Here is a 15572-nt window from a genome sequence, read left to right on the forward strand (position 1 = left end):
ATGGTGCTTAGCCTACGATTGCGAGAATGTCGCTCTCGCGAACGATTAAGTACTCTTTTCCATCATGCTTCACTTCGGTACCTGCGTACTTCGAGTAGATGACCAAATCATTTTCTTTCACGTCGAGATCGATGCGCTTGCCTTCGTCCGTCACGCGGCCTGTACCGACTGCGACGACTTTCCCTTGTTGCGGCTTTTCTTTCGCCGTATCAGGAAGCACGATGCCCCCGATCGTCTTTTCTTCTTTCTCCACGACTTCGATGATGACACGATCGCCTAGTGGTTTTAACATGGAAAAACCCTCCTCCGAATATGAATGATGTAATGTGTATCGTAAGGTTTTAGCACTCAGTTAAAAGGAGTGCTAACATTGATAAGTGTAGTATGCGACGATTAAAAAATCAAGTAGGATACATTAAAAAATGCTCTTACTCGCGGTCAAGAGAACTTATTTGTTACAATGAGAAAAAGGTAAGTTCATTTTTATGATTAAGGACGTGTTGAATTGGCTACACTAAACTCAAACCAATCGATAAATACCCGTTTTTCGATGGCGCCTAACATTCGTCTCCGGCACCTCACCCCGATTTTACTCTATGCGTTCGTTCAACTATTCCCGCTCGTCCTCACTGAAGTACGACCGGAATGGTTAACGGAAACGTTCGTCGGGCTCTGGCTCGCCATCGGATTCGGTGTGACGATTGTTCTGTCAATCCTTCTCATCTGGCCGGATTTGAAGCAATACAAAGCGCAAGGCATCCAATCGAACTTGAACGACACGGTCAAATGGATCGGGCTCGGGATTTTGATGCAATACGGGCTCGTCATCGTGGCGAATTTGATTGAGACGGCCATCTCTGGTGACCTCGTCGAATCGATGAACACGCAAAACATTGCCGAGATGGTGGAAGTCATTCCACTCCTGATTTTGCCGGTTATTTTGCTCGGACCAATCATCGAAGAGATTCTCTTCCGTCACATCTTGTTCGGGAACTTGAATGCACGCTTCGGGTTCTGGATCGCCTTTGGGGTCAGTTCGATCCTATTCGCGCTCATCCACCAAGACAATCGGTTCCTCGTCTATATCGCGATGAGTTTCGCGTTCTCATATGCGTATGCGAAGACAAGACGATTGATCGTTCCAATCGCCATCCACGCGTTCAACAACGCGCTCGTGATGCTCGTACTATTTTTAATGTAGAAATGAGGTGGCAGTTATGCCGCGACAACTAAAAGTGATGATGCTCTTCAGTCTCTCGTTCGGTGTGTTGTTCACCGTCCTCGCGTACTTCTCGGTACAAGAGTACGGCTTCAGCTTCTGGACGTACTTCATCATCGCCGTCGCCGCTTACGACTTTTTCAAAGTGTATCAAATCTTGGCACTCGCTCGAAAAGTCAAAAAAGAAGGCACGGACAAATCCGCATAACGAAACCCCGAGTCTTACGAGCTCGGGGTTTTCTTTATATGGATGACGTTCGTCAAATCAATCTTTTCATGGAGTACTGCACTACGAATCAACAGACCACGACGCGTCATGATAACCCCAAACACGACGTACATCGTATCAAGCAACGGAACTGTCATCTCGTTAAAAAACCAGACGACGACAAAAAGGCTAAAAATTGAAAGAAAACCAATCGATGAGATGAGTTTCGAATCGATATTTTGCATCAATGACTTCACCTTCTCTTCGTCGAACTGTTCGAGTTGCTCCTGATAAAGTGCATGGAAGATAACACCGAATCCCGCCACTGTAATCATCACCCATTCCCCATTCCACCATCCAATCAAAAATACGATTGGATTGAATAAAAGAAATGCCAACAATAGTTTTTTCCTCATCATACCCCTCCTTACGACGGAATCCATAGTTTTGCAAAATCAAAATAGCCGAACAAGTCGACACAGACGTCCTTCAGCTCGACCGGGAACGGAATGGTCCGCTCCTCGTTATAGAGCGTAAAAGAAAAGCTCGTCCTACGACGAGCGGCGTCCTAAATCAAACCCATCCTTTCTCAGCGAAGGGATGGTTTTTAGTCGAGCTGTTGTTGGTGCATCGCATAGATCAAGGTCAACGCCCGAATGCAGAAGATTGTCGAGAAGCCATAAATGCTCAGTTCGAGCAACGAAACAGATGGATATCGTAGGCCAAGGGAGAGCACATAGCCTACCAAACAAAGAAAAACGACGAATGTGATCGTCCACTCATCCGACTTCCGCTTCATCTTCTCCGCTAATCCCTTTTCTTCTTTTTCTACACGTTCCCGCTGCCAAAAGTAAAAGAACAACGCATACATCACAAACGAGATTCTCGGAACGTCGCCTAAGAGTAAATCAAAGATGATGAGCCCTAAAAATAAGTATGTCCCTAATTGATAACCGCTCTTCATTTGAAGTCGCGAACGAAGTGATTCGCTCGACCCCCACTTCATAATCCAATCACCGCCACGGTCAACACACCGTAGACAAACCCGAGTACAATCGCCCCGATGGCCATACGCTTATATTGTGGATATTGATGAAGCGCGACCGCCCCACCGACGACATGAACAAATGCGACGATGAACGTCAAAATCGCTAATACCATCTAAATTCTCCTCTTTGTTATAAATATCTTTTAGTAATTCGTAGGAATCACTTTATTTATCACAATGAAACCTGCATTCATTATAACAATTTCAATTTAAGAAAGTAGGAAATCATGATGAGTTATTCCACTTCAAATCTGACAACAGAAGAGTTGCTGTATGTAAATAGCGAAGTCGATTTTGTTTGATAGCTCGACGACAAGCCGCACCGCTTCCTCATCTTCACCCGCGACGAACATGACGGACCCGTCCGGATTGCCTAAATTCTCGACCCCCGTCTGATTGAACGTCTTCACAACTTTCTTATCCGGAATGAGTCGTTGCAAATACTCCGCACCTGACACTCCGTCCGGCCGCTCCACTTCGAAAAACTCAATCGTAATCGGATTCGTCACATCAATCAATACTTTCCCCATCCAATCCAGCGAGTGTTGGTAACAGGTCGACCGCTTCCGCAAACGGTGTACATAGCAATAAAACATCACTCGTCGAGGCGACCTCCTGTAACGTCAACACCCCTTCCCGCTCTGTGTGTGCTCCATACACCACCTCATAACCGGTCTGTTCGAATCGCTCCCCGAGTAACTTGTAAATAATCTACATTAACAAATCAATCGACGAGGATGTTTTATGCACTTATTATGGTAAAATTTACATATCAACTCATAAGGAGTTTTGCTATGCAACGTACACTTCGTAAGTCGGCGACCGACCGCTCGATTGCCGGTGTATGCGGTGGGATCGCTGAATACGTGAACATCTCTTCACTCGGTATTCGGCTACTATTCGTTTTTTTGCCGGCTAACTTTCTCATCTACATCCTTCTTGCCAACTTGATGAAAGATGCGCCACGCTATCTATAAGAAAACGCGAAAGCTTTTAGCTTCCGCGTTTTTCGTTAGGCATTCACTTTGTCTTTCATCGCTTCAAGCGCTCCGCTGTTCAGGAAGTGCCATGGTTTGTTGTAGTGCGGTTGGAAGAAGAAGTCGACATAGGCGAGCTCTTCGATTGTCATCTCGTTTTGGATGGCTAGCGAGAGTGTGTTGACCGCTTGCGTCAAATCCGCTTTCGATAACACTTGTCCACCGACAATACGGTGTGTTCCTTTTTCATAGACGAGTTTGAATTCGACTTTCTCTGCGGTCGGCATAAACTCCGGACGATACGCGTCTTCGATGACGACACTTTCGACTTCGAGCCCAAAGAGTGCTGCCGCTTCTTCCGTTAATCCAGACGACGCGATATTCCAGTCATAGAGTCGAAGTCCTGACGTTCCTTGTGTTCCTTGGTAGCGGACTCGTGGTTGCATCAAGTTCTCCGCGACGAGTGTTCCCATGCGGACAGCGTTCGTCGCAAGTGGGATATAAGCGTGTGTGCGTGCCGGGTTGTAGTAGACGGCACAGCTGTCCCCCGCCGCAAAGATGTCCGGGTTGCTCGTGCGCATGTAGTCATCGACGATGATGGCGCCGTTCCCGAGCATGTCGACCTGTCCTTCTAGGAGTCCTGTATTCGGACGGAATCCGACGCACAAGATGACGAGATCCGCTTCGAATTCACCTTTGTCTGTCACGACATGTGTGACGTTCCCATCTGTTCCACGGAACGCATCGACCGTCTGGCCGAGTTCAAGATCGATTCCGCGATTTGTCATGTCCGCTTCTAATTGATCCGTGAACGACTTGTCGAGATATTTATTCAAGATGCGGTCGGCACTATCGATAAATGTGACATGTTTTCCGTATGCTTCGAACGCTTCGACGAGTTCGACTCCGATATAGCCCGCCCCGATGACGGCAATCTTCGTCGCATCTGTCGCGCGTTCGATGATGCGTTGGGCATGCGCGTAGTTTTTACAGAGCTCGATTCCGTTCATCTCGATCCCCGGAAGCGTTGGGACGATTGGCCATGAACCTGTCGTGACAATCAAGCGGTCATACGTGTCATGCACGTCTTCCCCGGTCTCAAGATTTTTGGCGTGGACCGTCTTCGCTTCGGAGTCGATCGACAAGACGTCATGTTTCATGCGCATCGTCGCACCGAGTTCTTTAAGTTCACGTGGAGAGGAGTAGAACAACTCTTCCGCACGTTGGACGACCCCACCGACGTGGAGCGCGATCCCACACGAAAGGAAGCTGACATTATCGTTCCGCTCGTAAACGGTGATGTCGAGATTGTCATGCTTGGCGAGTAATCCTTTGACAGCTGCTGTTCCTGCGTGTGTACATCCGATGACTGCGATTTTCATATGAGTCGTCTCTCCTTTTATGTTAGACAATACGTTTCGTTTTACATTGTGATAAACATCACACTTAATCCTTGATCTTAGTGTACTATTTCACAATATAAGGTTCAACGACTATGCTCACTATTTCACTTAAAAGTGTCTAAAGTTTGAACAGCATGAAAGTCCTGTTGAGCTAGAGTGTAATACACAAAAAAGCACCATCCCATTTACGGAACGATGCTCATTTCTCATTCATCTGTTTCATTAAATCCATCTGTTCTTGCACCATCGCTTCTTTCTCCCGGCGCAGCACCCCTTTATAGGTGATACGTGAAATCGATAAGCTGATCTCGTATAGGAAGAAGAGCGGTAGTGACACCATGAGGTGCGACGTCAAGTCCGGTGGTGTGATGAACGCCGCGACCACGAATAGCGCAAAGTACGCGTACTTTCGAATCTTCGATAAGAAGTACGGGGTCACGACACCGATCCGGGTGAGGAACATCGTCACGACCGGTAATTGGAATAATAGACCGAACGGAATTGTCAGCTGCAACAAGAACGTGAAGTAATTATTGGCCCCGATGAGTTGTTCGAGTCCGAGGTCTTGCCCGAGGTCCGTCGAGATATCGAGGACGAGCGGGAACAACCAATAGTAGGCGAACGCAAGACCAATCAAGAACAATCCGAAGATGATCGGGATATAGGCAAGCGTGCCTTTCCGCTCATTCGGATGCAGACCGGGTGCGACAAACGCCCACACTTGATACAGTAGGAATGGGCTCGCCGCAATCAGGCCGATGACGAGCGCCAAGTTCAAGTAAATCATGAGTGGGTCCGCGACCCCAAAGGCGTTCAGTTCGAGCCCACGTTCGATGAGATCTTCTTGCAAGTATGCGAGTACATATTTGACACTCGGCAAAGCCATCAAAAAGAAGGCAAAGACGACAAATGCAGATAGCATCAGTCGTCTCCGCAGCTCTGTCAAGTGATCGGTGAGTTCCCGCTCTTGATCAGGTTGATGATTCATGGCTTACTGCTCTTTCTTTTCGATAGCTTTCTTGTCGTTCTTGTCGTTCTCGTCGTGCTCGTTCATCATGCCGTTCGTTGCATTTTTGAACTCACGAAGCGTCTGCCCGGCCGCGCGACCAAACTCCGGTAATTTCTTCGGTCCGAAGAGAATGAGTGCGATGATGGCGATGACAAATAGACTCACCCCACCTGGCATCCCGACGACGAGTGATGATGCTAGTAATTCCATTATTGATGGACCCCCTCAGCGGTTGGATAGTGTTGCATAAAGTAAATGAGTGACTGCAGCTCAATCGACAAATCGATGTGATGGACGCGAACGGTGTCCGGTACAGTGAGTCGTGCCGGTGTGAAGTTCAAGATACCCTTGATGCCGAATCGCACCAAGTCGTCTGCGACGGGCTGCGCATAGGCAGAAGGTACCGTCAAAATGGCGACGTCGATCTTGTTTTGCTTCATAATCTGTTCCATCTCATCGACGTGATGAATTGGGACGCCTGACATCGTCGTGCCGACTTTTGTCTCGTCTGCGTCGAACCCGACGACGATATGTGTGTTATTGTTTTTAAGGAAGTTATAGTTGACGAATGCCGTCCCAAGGTGACCGACCCCGACCAAGGCGACATTCGTAATCTCGTCTTGATTCAGTGTCTTTCGGAAAAAGTCTAACAGATACTGCACGTTATAGCCATATCCCTTTTTACCGAGCGCACCGAAGTACGAGAAATCACGGCGAATCGTAGCCGAATCGACCTTGACCGCCTCACTCAGTTCTGCTGAAGAGACACGTTGTTTCCCTGACGCATGCAGGCTTTGAATAAATCGATAGTATAGTGGCAACCGTTTGGCTGTCGCTTGTGGAATCTTTGGTTCGTTTTGACTCAACGGAAAGAGCCTCCTTTTTACGACACGTTACAAACGAATCTGAATTTCATACACCTTGATTGTAAACGAATTCACATGACCACTCAACGAATATACCTAAAATCGCTGAAAAATACAGTATACTAAATAGAGAGAAAGGGGTTTTTTCACTTGATCCTACTGCAAGTCAACAACTTATCCAAATCCTTCGGCGTCGAGCCGATTTTAGAAAACGTAAAACTCGAAATCCAGGAAGGTGAACGTGTCGCCCTCGTCGGTCGGAACGGTGCCGGTAAGTCCACACTTTTGAAAGTCATCGCTGGTGAATACAACTATGATTCCGGGGACATCATGAAGCCAAAAGACGTCACCATCGGCTATCTCGCCCAAGACTCAGGGCTCGAATCCGACGAGACGATCTGGAACGAGATGCTCACCGTCTTCACGGACTTGATCGAGCAGGAGAAGACGCTCCGTCGCATGGAAGCCGACATGGGATCCGAACGAATCCTAAATGACGCCGCTGCGTACGAACGTCTCCTCTCTTCTTACGATGAAGAGCAGCATACGTTCAAAGAGCGTGGCGGTTACCAGTATGAAGCGACCATCCGCTCGGTCCTCCATGGGATGCGCTTCTATCCGGATGACTTCGAACGTCGCATCGACACGCTATCCGGGGGACAACGGACACGTCTCGCCTTGGCGAAGATGCTCCTTCAAAGTCCTGACCTGCTCATCTTGGATGAGCCGACGAACCATTTGGACATCGAGACGCTCGCCTGGCTCGAGAAGTACTTGGGCGGCTATAAAGGAGCTGTCCTCATCGTCTCCCACGACCGGTACTTCCTCGACCGTGTCGTTTCGGTCGTCTATGAGCTGTCACGTCATCGGAGCCGTCGCTTCGTCGGGAACTATACGAAGTATCTCGAGCAGAAGGCTGCCCTTTACGAACAAGAGAAGAAGCAGTTCGAGTCGCAGCAAGAAGAGATTGCCAAGATGCAGGACTTCATCCAGCGAAACATCGCCCGGGCGACGACGACGAAACGGGCGCAAAGCGTACGGAAGCGTCTCGAGAAAGTCGACCGTCTCGATGCTCCGGACGGTGACGAACGCAGTGCTGTCCTCTCGTTCTCTATCAAACGCCAGAGTGGGAACGATGTATTGAGCGCGAGTGACCTCGCCATCGGGTATGAGGAAGCAATCGCCAAAAATCTCCGCTTCCAGCTGCAGCGCGGTGAATCCGTCGCGCTCGTCGGTCCGAACGGGGTCGGGAAGTCGACATTACTCAAAGTGTTGACGAAACAACAAGCCGTCCTCACGGGTGAGATCCGTTACGGGACCGGCGTCGAGATCGGCTACTACGATCAGGAGCAACAAAACTTGTCTGACACAAACCGTGTCATCGATGAGATTTGGAACGACTGGCCGCTCATGCGTGAGCAAGAAGTGCGGAGTCTTCTCGGTCAGTTCCTCTTCAGCGGCGATGACGTCACGAAACGTGTCCTCGAACTATCGGGTGGTGAACGGGCACGTCTTACGTTGGCCAAGCTGAAGCTCGAGCAACCGAACCTCCTCATCTTAGACGAGCCGACGAACCACTTGGATCTCGACTCGAAGATGATTTTAGAGAATGCCCTCCTCGACTATCCGGGCACGATCCTTTTCGTCTCGCATGACCGCTACTTCATCGACCGTCTCGCGACACGTGTATTAGAGATCACGCCGAACGGCATCGATGAGTATCTCGGAGACTATTCGTACTACGTCGAGAAGAAAGAAGAGCTCGAAGAACTCGCACGACTCGCCCGTGAGGAGACGAAGCAGATCGTCGTGAAAAAACAACGCGCCGACAAGGAACAGCAACGGGAAGAGCGCCGGATCAAACAGCGCATCGAAGAGATCGAGCTGGCGATCGAGCAACATGAGAAGCGTCTCGACGAGATCGAACAGTTGCTGTGTGAGCCGGACGTCTTCAACGACTTCGCCCGTGCCCAAGAACTATCGACCGAATCGGACGCAGCGAAAGAATCGATCACCGCACTTTATGCGGAATGGGAGGAACTCCATACATGATGCGTACCCGTGCCATGCGAATCGAGTTCATTCAAGCGTTCCTCACGGGACTCGCCTACATCGTGCCGACCGGGACCGAGTTCGTATCTGAACTCATCCGCGGTGAGCCGACGATCGTCCCGTCTATTCTCTTTTACTTTTTGCCTGTCGTCATCGGCTTCATCATTCAGACGTGGCCAGGGATCTTGCTCAGTCTCTTCAGTGGATTGCTCATGAGCACGCTCTTCATTCGCATCGTCGTCTGGCCGGTCGACGTGACCGTTCATACGTTCTATGCGCCAGGCTCGGTATGGGCCCACTTCTACGAAGAGACACTCTTCATGTGGATTCTCGCCCTTCTCGTGTTCATCATGAGTCGTATCAACACATGGCATCGAGAGAATTATCGACAACCAAAAGCGTAAACAGTAAAAAGAGAGGTCAGCGTTGTCATACGCCGGCCTCTCTTTATATTAGAAATATCGTAACGGCTGGAATCCTACCGTATGGAAGTCGAGCTTCGTCCCGTCCTCAGCGATAAAGAAGACAGCCTCGTTCGTATCGACGTCACGTGTGAACACCTTATAGAACGTCATCAGCTTTTCGCCATTCGTCACATAGCGTGCCTCGTGTGTCGAGATGACTTGCGCGAACAGCTGCTGTTCGTCGAGCTCCTCGATCAAATCATCAAACTTCGCCGCTTCTTCTTCCGTTGCCTCGCGACCCCGCTCGATTTCATAATAAGCATCGCTCGCTTTTGGCTGTACCCCGAGATTGCGATCGACGACGATCACACGCTCTGGCTCTTGGTCGACGACACTTGTGTAGCCATATAGTGACTCGATGAGCGTATTCTCTCCGGTCACGCGACCGATGCCCTCCAATGTGTCTTCTCCAGTCAATGACTTCACTCGTGTCTCTTCTGGAACAATTTCTTCTTGATAGGCGATATTGTAAGCGCGGATGATCTCACGTACTTGTAAGAACGTCGCAACGACGAGTAGTACGATGAGTCCTCCGATGATGATGCGTTTCGTCATGTCTCTATTTCCCCCTAGACTGTCATGCTCTCTTCTAAGGATAACCCAGGAACCGCATTCATCGCTAGTGTATCGCGCTTACCGCGCACATACGCGTGATGTGCCGCAACCCCAATCATGCCGGCGTTGTCCCCACATAGGTCAAGTGGTGGAATGACGAGTTGAATCCCTTCGGCAGCAGTTGTGTCTTGAAGTGCTGCGCGGAGGCCACGGTTCGCCGCGACACCACCTGCGACGAGCAATTGCTTCGCCCCTTTTTCCTTCACGGCACGAATCGCTTTCTCGACGAGTACTTCGACGACACTCGCTTGGAAGCTCGCCGCCAAATTTTCTGGGATGACCGTCTCTCCACGTTGCTCCGCATTGTGTACGGCGTTGATGACCGATGACTTCAAGCCACTGAAACTGAAGTCAAAGCTACCTGGTTCGAGACGAACGCGTGGGAAGTTATACGTGTCTTCCCCGAGCGCAGCCAAGCGGTCAATCGCAGGTCCACCCGGATAGGGGAGACTGAGCGTGCGCGCGACCTTATCGTATGCCTCACCCGCCGCGTCATCACGTGTCTCACCGATGACTTCGAAGACACCATGTTCTGGCATATAGACGAGTTCCGTGTGGCCTCCTGAGACGACGAGACAGACGAGCGGGAATTGCATCTCTTCGACGAGTTCATTCGCGTAAATATGTCCCGCGATATGATGGACGCCGATGAGCGGTTTTTGATGGGCGAACGCCAATGCTTTGGCTGCACTGATGCCGACGAGAAGGGCACCGACGAGACCCGGTCCTTGTGTGACTGCGACCGCGTCCACATCTTCCATCTTCACGCCTGCTTCGCTTAACGCGTCGTCAATGACATACGTGATACGCTCGACATGATGACGGGACGCCACTTCAGGGACGACGCCACCAAATCGTTTATGACTCTCGATTTGAGAAGAGACGACGTTTGACAATAACGTCTTTCCGTCTTTGACGAGCGCAACGGACGTCTCGTCACAGCTCGACTCGATTGAGAGGATCAGTGATGTGTTCATTCTGATTCACTTCCTAACTTCGCCCAATAAATATAGGCGTCTTCATTATTATCCTGATAGTAGCGCCTTCTCCGTCCAGCTTGCATAAAACCGAACTGTTCATACAGTTTTTGCGCGCCGACGTTTGACACACGGACTTCTAACGTCAATCCGACAAGTCCTTTCGACTTGGCGAATGTGACGAGTTCCGCTAACAGTTGATTGCCAATCCCTTGCCCCCGAAATTCAGGTAAGACGGCAATGTTCGTGATATGTCCTTCATCGACGATTTGCCATACCCCGACAAAACCGACGACCCGTTTGTCATGGACCGCGACAAAATAAATCGCTTGTTCATTTCGGAGCATTTCATTCATGAACGCTTCTTTTGTCCATGGAATAGAGAACGACGCTTTCTCGACTTTTGTCACTTCTTCGACATCGAGCCACGTCATCCGACGAATTTTCACGTCAGCCATTGTTTTGACCCTCTAACCATTTCGCTTCTGCTTCGGCGAGACGCAAATACTCTGGTTCAAACGCATGGACGTCGCTCGTCTCATCGCTGAATACGACCAAATCACTCGCGCGCCCGTATCGATGGGCAGCCGGTGCTTCGATATAGTCGTATTCGCTTAACACGTCACGGAACGGCTCCACGTCTCCGACGATAAGGAAACGCCCTTGGCTATTCAATCGTAACCAGTCCGCGACCGAGGCGTGCTGATCGTCTGTCAGTGCCTTGTTGTGCTGATAGTATCCGATATACGCGTTGCCACGGCGTGCGTCAATCAACGAGACGACCGGCAAGTCCGTATTTGGGGCCGCTGCCATAAGCTTTAGGGCAGATACCCCGATGAGCGGAAGATTGAGCGTATAAGCGAGTGTTTTCGCCGTCGTCACTCCAATCCGAATTCCCGTGTACGACCCAGGTCCTGTCGTGACAACGATGCGCTCAAGCATGTTCGGTGTCCATTTGACTGCTGCCATAAGCTGTTCGATCATCGGCATGAGGGTGACCGCATGATTTTTTGAGACCATGACCGTCGCTTCGGCTTGAATCTCTCCAGCCTCACTTAACGCGACAGATAAACGTGTCGTCGCGGTATCAATCATCAATTGCTTCATGCGAGCACCTCCTTGGCGATTTGAACGTAACGCTCACCCATCGGAGCGAGTGTCAGTTTCCGTTCTTCGTCGCTGACCCGTTCAATCGCGATGGCCAAGTGTTCTTCCGGAAGCGAGGACTCGATTAAGTTCGACCACTCCACGATGGCGACACCGTCACCGTTGATATATTCCTCAAGCCCGATGTCATCCCCCGTATTCTCGAGACGATAGACATCCATATGATAGAGCGGCAATCGCCCTTTGTATTGTTTCATAATCGTGAAGGTGGGACTGTTGACGTTCCGCGTGACTCCGAGTCCTTTTGCGAACCCTTGTGTGAACGTCGTTTTGCCGGCACCGAGGTCACCGTTTAACGTGATGACCGTTCCTGCTTCGACGAGTGTGGCCAAACGTTCTGCCACTGCCTGCGTCTCCGCCGCAGAATGCGTAATCAATGTATACATGAATGGTTCTCCTTTTATCACTTCTCATTATGTACTCATTGTACACTTCATTTTAAGCAAAAAAAAACACGAAACGCTATCGTTTCGCTATCTCATTTAAAAATTGGTTGCGGGGGCTGGATTTGAACCAACGACCTTCGGGTTATGAGCCCGACGAGCTACCAGACTGCTCCACCCCGCGACGACATATGAAATTAAATAAAAATTGGTTGCGGGGGCCGGATTTGAACCGACGACCTTCGGGTTATGAGCCCGACGAGCTACCAGACTGCTCCACCCCGCGATGGTTTGAATTGTTTCGACATCCTCTATAATAAGTGAGACAGTTATAAAAAGCAACCTTTTTCTCCATGTTTTTTGAAAAAAGGAATCGGGAACAGATATAACAGCATATAATTTAGAGAAAAGGGGCGCGACCGCCATGTCCAAATGGGGAAACCGATTCAAAAAATGGTTCTTTTCGGAGATTGAAGCTGATATCACGTTTGACCCTGCGGCACTCATTCCGAAGCAGGTAGTGACCGGAACCTTGCACGTATCTAACCCGACGACCAATGTCGTCCGACTGCAAGAATTGACCCTAAACTTTTTGACGACGTTCAAAGACATCACTATAGAAGGAAACGAGTTCAATCGAGAATCTGACATTCAAGAGATACCAATCCCACTGTCTGTCGTGTTGGGACCCGGAGATAAAGAGGATATTCCTTTTTCGTTCGAGTTGACGATGTATGCTCCCTCGTCTGCCGGGGCTCCCTATAGTGTGGAAGCAACGTTATGGGATAAAGATATGAAACGTGTCTGGTTTGACGTGATGGAACACATCGAAATCGAACCGATGCCTGAGTTAACACGCTTACTCGAAGCGACCGCTCATGCTGGTCTTGAGCCGATGTTCGTCCGAAATGTGATCGACCCGCTCGGGGAAGAACGCCCTTATCCGTTCGTTGAAAAGTATGGATTCAAGCCGGTCGGAGAATGGGCCGATGAGTTCGAGGTCGTCAAATCGTTTTGGCGCCTACATGAAGACGGGATTGACCTTTACTACTGGCTCGACAATATCGAGACCCAACGGACGCTCGAATCGATGGCGACCGACGTCGAATTGCGTCATCGCTCCCTCACTTGGGAGCAACTCGAGCGCGAACAAGAACAGCTCGGTCTCGGAATTCAAGAAACGTTAAGCAGTCACCGCTCCTCGTGAGCGGTTTTTTCAATTTGAATTTCATCCTTACTCGTATTGACGATGGTTTGGAAGTGATGGCGATACGGATGCATGAACAATTCATATTGCAGACGTCGCTCTACATGTGAAGCGTGTAAATAGTCCAGCTCCATCCCTCGTTCCTGAATATCACGATGCGAACGTCGCTTGAACTCCGTCTCCCCATCCGTATAAAGATATATCGATTGGTCAAAAGACGAAAGATCCAGGAATGCGACACTCATTCCTTCAATAATCGTGATTGGCTTCTCCGGATCAATCCATGTCCGCTCTAGATAGGGGACATCAATCGTATAAAACCCAATCCCTTCCCGAATCATACGGACATCTCGCTCGAGTGACAGCAGATGATGCGCGGCCGGATGACACGCCGTCATCTTATACTGATGGGTCATTCCATCGTGTTGATACGTGAGAATCGTTTGTTTCCGCAACTGTGAATCTGTAATATACGGGTCTGTGTGAAGCAGGTTGATATCACCGAGTCGTTTCCGTAATTTTTCTGCCAACGTCGATTTTCCGGCCGCCCCATGTCCGGAGATGGCAATCAGTGTCCGTTGATTCGATTTCACACTTTGTACAATATCCTCAATCAGTTGTTCCATGATTCTCCAACTTCGGTACACTTGATGTACAAAGGAAATGTAACCATCTCATGTCCACTTATCCATCTTCTCATCTCACAGGCTCATCTGCACGCCATTCTTCGTCACGAGTAAAGTTCTCATTTAGGTCAAACGGCTGAAACTATTGTAATGAACAAACAGCTCATCGTGTCAAGATGAGCTGTCTTCTTTTTTCTTCAGTCTCGTCAAGCTTCTGTTCTAACCGTTCCACTTGTCTCGTCATACGAGCAATCAGTTGACTGATTTCCTGATCCAATCCGTTCACTTGATTTAAGGAATCATTGATTCGACCATGCATCGTCCATTCCGAAAAAATATCATCCAAAAAGTAATCAGCGAACTGAATGAGTGAACCTCGATCGACATGCAACTCCTGAACAATCCCTTGCACGTCCGCTAATTCACGGGAGAAGCGCTCCAACGCAGATTGTAATTCATGCATCGTCTGTTCGGAAGCATCTAGCGCCTCATGTTTCATTGCTGTGGCAATCAAGCCACCCCCGAAGAACGTGTCATACGTCGACCACCCCTTCGCACTATCTAGATGTTTGAGTGTTTTTGTAATCGTCGACCGTGCCGCTTTACCGGCAACGACGGCTTCCCGATACTCGATGAGAAGTTCATTCGTTTCGGCTTGTTGATTCGTGAGATGGTGTAAGTCCCGGCGAACAGCTGGGTCTTTCACCAGATGAGATTCTTTTGTTTCTAAGAAGGTCTCCCACTCAGCGTCGATTCCTTCGTATCTCTCGAGCTGTTCTTGTAAATCTCGATGTTCGAGCGTCAATTCGTCAATCATCGCCTCGTGTTCCCGTAATTTCAGTTCAGCGCGAGCAGCCTCTTCCATTTCAATCGTCCGTTGTTCATCAAACGTTCCTCGTAACTTTCGCCATGTGTTGACGAGCGAGAAGCTTTCAAGGTCATACACATCCCGTTGTTCTTTCGTGAATGTATTGAGTAGTGTTTTCCGCACCGTCTCATGCTCTTTCAGCTGTTTGTTTAGTATCTCTTGCTTACGAACAAGTCGATCTCGCTCGGCGATACGCTGTTGTAAATCTAATTGAGTCTCCTGAAGATTCTGCATGATGTTTCCCCTCTCATTTTGTTTATCGAATGAGTCAATCTGAGGAGATTCATGATTTATAAACATCCCCTCTTTCTCTTACTTAGTACGAAAAAGAAGGGACAAAGTTTCAAAGAAACAAAAAAACGACCGAGCGTATGCTCGGTCGTCCTCTGCGTTGTTGCCTGGCAACGTCCTATCCTCACAGGGGGAGATCCCCCAACTACTTTCGGCGCTGAGACGCTTAACTTCCGTGTTCGGCATGGGAAC

Annotated in this window: 23 protein-coding genes, 2 tRNA genes and 1 rRNA gene; 6 read left to right on the forward strand and 20 right to left on the reverse strand. The window is 49.3% G+C overall.

Features of this window, described 5'->3' with window-relative positions; translation table 11 throughout:
- Positions 1-7 precede the first annotated feature (7 nt).
- Positions 8-292, reverse strand: coding sequence for a co-chaperone GroES (groES, locus tag KNO76_RS11055; RefSeq protein WP_015880602.1), 285 nt, complete (start codon positions 290-292; stop codon positions 8-10).
- 213 nt (positions 293-505) lie between these two features.
- On the opposite strand from groES, the gene KNO76_RS11060 reads away from it, so the two are divergent.
- Positions 506-1201 carry a CPBP family intramembrane glutamic endopeptidase gene (locus KNO76_RS11060; protein WP_026824438.1) on the forward strand — a complete coding sequence of 232 codons (696 nt, stop codon included), beginning with the start codon at positions 506-508 and terminating at the stop codon, positions 1199-1201.
- A 16-nt stretch (positions 1202-1217) separates the two neighbouring features.
- Positions 1218-1427: a YdiK family protein gene (locus KNO76_RS11065; RefSeq protein WP_015880600.1), complete on the forward strand. Its 210-nt coding sequence runs from the start codon at positions 1218-1220 to the stop codon at positions 1425-1427.
- Positions 1428-1441: 14 nt separating this feature from the next.
- Here the strand turns inward: KNO76_RS11065 and KNO76_RS11070 are convergent, their stop codons facing one another.
- The 5 genes from KNO76_RS11070 to KNO76_RS11090 all read right to left on the reverse strand — a co-directional run bounded on the left by KNO76_RS11070 (position 1442) and on the right by KNO76_RS11090 (position 3135).
- Complete coding sequence (locus KNO76_RS11070; RefSeq protein WP_214885428.1) at positions 1442-1843, reverse strand: hypothetical protein; 402 nt, start codon at positions 1841-1843, stop codon at positions 1442-1444.
- A 191-nt stretch (positions 1844-2034) separates the two neighbouring features.
- On the reverse strand, positions 2035-2433 hold the full coding sequence (locus tag KNO76_RS11075; RefSeq protein ID WP_214885430.1) for a hypothetical protein: 399 nt from the start codon (positions 2431-2433) through the stop codon (positions 2035-2037).
- Positions 2430-2588 carry a hypothetical protein gene (locus KNO76_RS11080; RefSeq protein WP_214885431.1) on the reverse strand — a complete coding sequence of 53 codons (159 nt, stop codon included), beginning with the start codon at positions 2586-2588 and terminating at the stop codon, positions 2430-2432. The genes KNO76_RS11075 and KNO76_RS11080 overlap by 4 nt, the downstream gene beginning before the upstream one ends.
- 132 nt (positions 2589-2720) lie before the next feature.
- Positions 2721-2993, reverse strand: coding sequence for an NAD(P)-binding domain-containing protein (locus KNO76_RS11085; RefSeq protein WP_214885432.1), 273 nt, complete (start codon positions 2991-2993; stop codon positions 2721-2723).
- Positions 2986-3135, reverse strand: a complete 150-nt coding sequence (locus KNO76_RS11090; RefSeq protein ID WP_214885433.1) for a hypothetical protein — start codon at positions 3133-3135, stop codon at positions 2986-2988. Before KNO76_RS11090 ends, KNO76_RS11085 begins: the two co-directional genes overlap by 8 nt.
- A gap of 134 nt (positions 3136-3269) precedes the next feature.
- On the opposite strand from KNO76_RS11090, the gene KNO76_RS11095 reads away from it, so the two are divergent.
- Positions 3270-3452: a PspC domain-containing protein gene (locus KNO76_RS11095; RefSeq protein WP_214885434.1), complete on the forward strand. Its 183-nt coding sequence runs from the start codon at positions 3270-3272 to the stop codon at positions 3450-3452.
- A gap of 35 nt (positions 3453-3487) precedes the next feature.
- Here the strand turns inward: KNO76_RS11095 and KNO76_RS11100 are convergent, their stop codons facing one another.
- The 4 genes from KNO76_RS11100 to KNO76_RS11115 form a co-directional block, all read right to left on the reverse strand.
- Positions 3488-4834, reverse strand: coding sequence for an FAD-dependent oxidoreductase (locus tag KNO76_RS11100; RefSeq protein ID WP_214885435.1), 1347 nt, complete (start codon positions 4832-4834; stop codon positions 3488-3490).
- 220 nt (positions 4835-5054) lie between these two features.
- Entirely contained in the window at positions 5055-5843 is a 789-nt protein-coding gene (tatC, locus tag KNO76_RS11105) for a twin-arginine translocase subunit TatC (protein WP_026824453.1), read from the reverse strand.
- Between the two features lie 3 nt (positions 5844-5846).
- Positions 5847-6041 (reverse strand): twin-arginine translocase TatA/TatE family subunit, encoded by a 195-nt coding sequence (locus tag KNO76_RS11110; protein ID WP_214701348.1) that lies wholly within the window; start codon positions 6039-6041, stop codon positions 5847-5849.
- 32 nt (positions 6042-6073) lie between these two features.
- The gene (locus KNO76_RS11115; RefSeq protein ID WP_026824455.1) at positions 6074-6730 is read right to left on the reverse strand and encodes a redox-sensing transcriptional repressor Rex; all 657 of its coding nucleotides are present in this window, start codon (positions 6728-6730) and stop codon (positions 6074-6076) included.
- A 150-nt stretch (positions 6731-6880) separates the two neighbouring features.
- Here KNO76_RS11115 and KNO76_RS11120 point away from each other — a divergent pair, with 150 nt between their 5' ends.
- Both KNO76_RS11120 and KNO76_RS11125 read left to right on the forward strand, forming a co-directional pair.
- Positions 6881-8782, forward strand: coding sequence for an ABC-F family ATP-binding cassette domain-containing protein (locus KNO76_RS11120; RefSeq protein ID WP_214885436.1), 1902 nt, complete (start codon positions 6881-6883; stop codon positions 8780-8782).
- The gene (locus tag KNO76_RS11125) at positions 8779-9186 is read left to right on the forward strand and encodes a hypothetical protein (RefSeq protein WP_214885438.1); all 408 of its coding nucleotides are present in this window, start codon (positions 8779-8781) and stop codon (positions 9184-9186) included. Before KNO76_RS11120 ends, KNO76_RS11125 begins: the two co-directional genes overlap by 4 nt.
- Before the next feature lie 48 nt (positions 9187-9234).
- Here the strand turns inward: KNO76_RS11125 and KNO76_RS11130 are convergent, their stop codons facing one another.
- The 7 genes from KNO76_RS11130 to KNO76_RS11160 form a co-directional block, all read right to left on the reverse strand.
- Positions 9235-9801, reverse strand: a complete 567-nt coding sequence (locus tag KNO76_RS11130) for a hypothetical protein (RefSeq protein ID WP_214885440.1) — start codon at positions 9799-9801, stop codon at positions 9235-9237.
- 14 nt (positions 9802-9815) lie between these two features.
- The gene (gene tsaD, locus KNO76_RS11135) at positions 9816-10838 is read right to left on the reverse strand and encodes a tRNA (adenosine(37)-N6)-threonylcarbamoyltransferase complex transferase subunit TsaD (protein WP_026824459.1); all 1023 of its coding nucleotides are present in this window, start codon (positions 10836-10838) and stop codon (positions 9816-9818) included.
- Positions 10835-11296: a ribosomal protein S18-alanine N-acetyltransferase gene (rimI, locus tag KNO76_RS11140; protein ID WP_214701202.1), complete on the reverse strand. Its 462-nt coding sequence runs from the start codon at positions 11294-11296 to the stop codon at positions 10835-10837. Before rimI ends, tsaD begins: the two co-directional genes overlap by 4 nt.
- Complete coding sequence (gene tsaB / locus KNO76_RS11145; protein WP_214704155.1) at positions 11289-11945, reverse strand: tRNA (adenosine(37)-N6)-threonylcarbamoyltransferase complex dimerization subunit type 1 TsaB; 657 nt, start codon at positions 11943-11945, stop codon at positions 11289-11291. The genes rimI and tsaB overlap by 8 nt, the downstream gene beginning before the upstream one ends.
- Positions 11942-12391 carry a tRNA (adenosine(37)-N6)-threonylcarbamoyltransferase complex ATPase subunit type 1 TsaE gene (gene tsaE / locus KNO76_RS11150; RefSeq protein ID WP_214885444.1) on the reverse strand — a complete coding sequence of 150 codons (450 nt, stop codon included), beginning with the start codon at positions 12389-12391 and terminating at the stop codon, positions 11942-11944. The genes tsaB and tsaE overlap by 4 nt, the downstream gene beginning before the upstream one ends.
- Positions 12392-12495: 104 nt before the next feature.
- Positions 12496-12572, reverse strand: a tRNA-Met gene (locus tag KNO76_RS11155).
- A 25-nt stretch (positions 12573-12597) separates the two neighbouring features.
- A tRNA-Met gene (locus tag KNO76_RS11160) sits at positions 12598-12674 on the reverse strand.
- 138 nt (positions 12675-12812) lie between these two features.
- On the opposite strand from KNO76_RS11160, the gene KNO76_RS11165 reads away from it, so the two are divergent.
- Positions 12813-13595 carry a sporulation protein gene (locus KNO76_RS11165; RefSeq protein ID WP_214885451.1) on the forward strand — a complete coding sequence of 261 codons (783 nt, stop codon included), beginning with the start codon at positions 12813-12815 and terminating at the stop codon, positions 13593-13595.
- Here KNO76_RS11165 and KNO76_RS11170 read toward each other — a convergent pair.
- The 3 genes from KNO76_RS11170 to rrf all read right to left on the reverse strand — a co-directional run.
- Positions 13580-14221 carry a uridine kinase family protein gene (locus KNO76_RS11170; RefSeq protein ID WP_214885453.1) on the reverse strand — a complete coding sequence of 214 codons (642 nt, stop codon included), beginning with the start codon at positions 14219-14221 and terminating at the stop codon, positions 13580-13582. The genes KNO76_RS11165 and KNO76_RS11170 overlap by 16 nt on opposite strands.
- Before the next feature lie 163 nt (positions 14222-14384).
- A complete protein-coding gene (locus tag KNO76_RS11175) occupies positions 14385-15323 on the reverse strand; it encodes a coiled-coil domain-containing protein (protein WP_214885459.1) in 939 nt (312 codons plus the stop codon).
- Between the two features lie 162 nt (positions 15324-15485).
- Positions 15486-15572, reverse strand: a 5S ribosomal RNA gene (rrf, locus tag KNO76_RS11180); the annotation flags it as partial.

Origin of the sequence: Exiguobacterium sp. s101 (genome assembly GCF_018617835.1) — a bacterium.
Taxonomy (GTDB): domain Bacteria; phylum Bacillota; class Bacilli; order Exiguobacteriales; family Exiguobacteriaceae; genus Exiguobacterium; species Exiguobacterium marinum.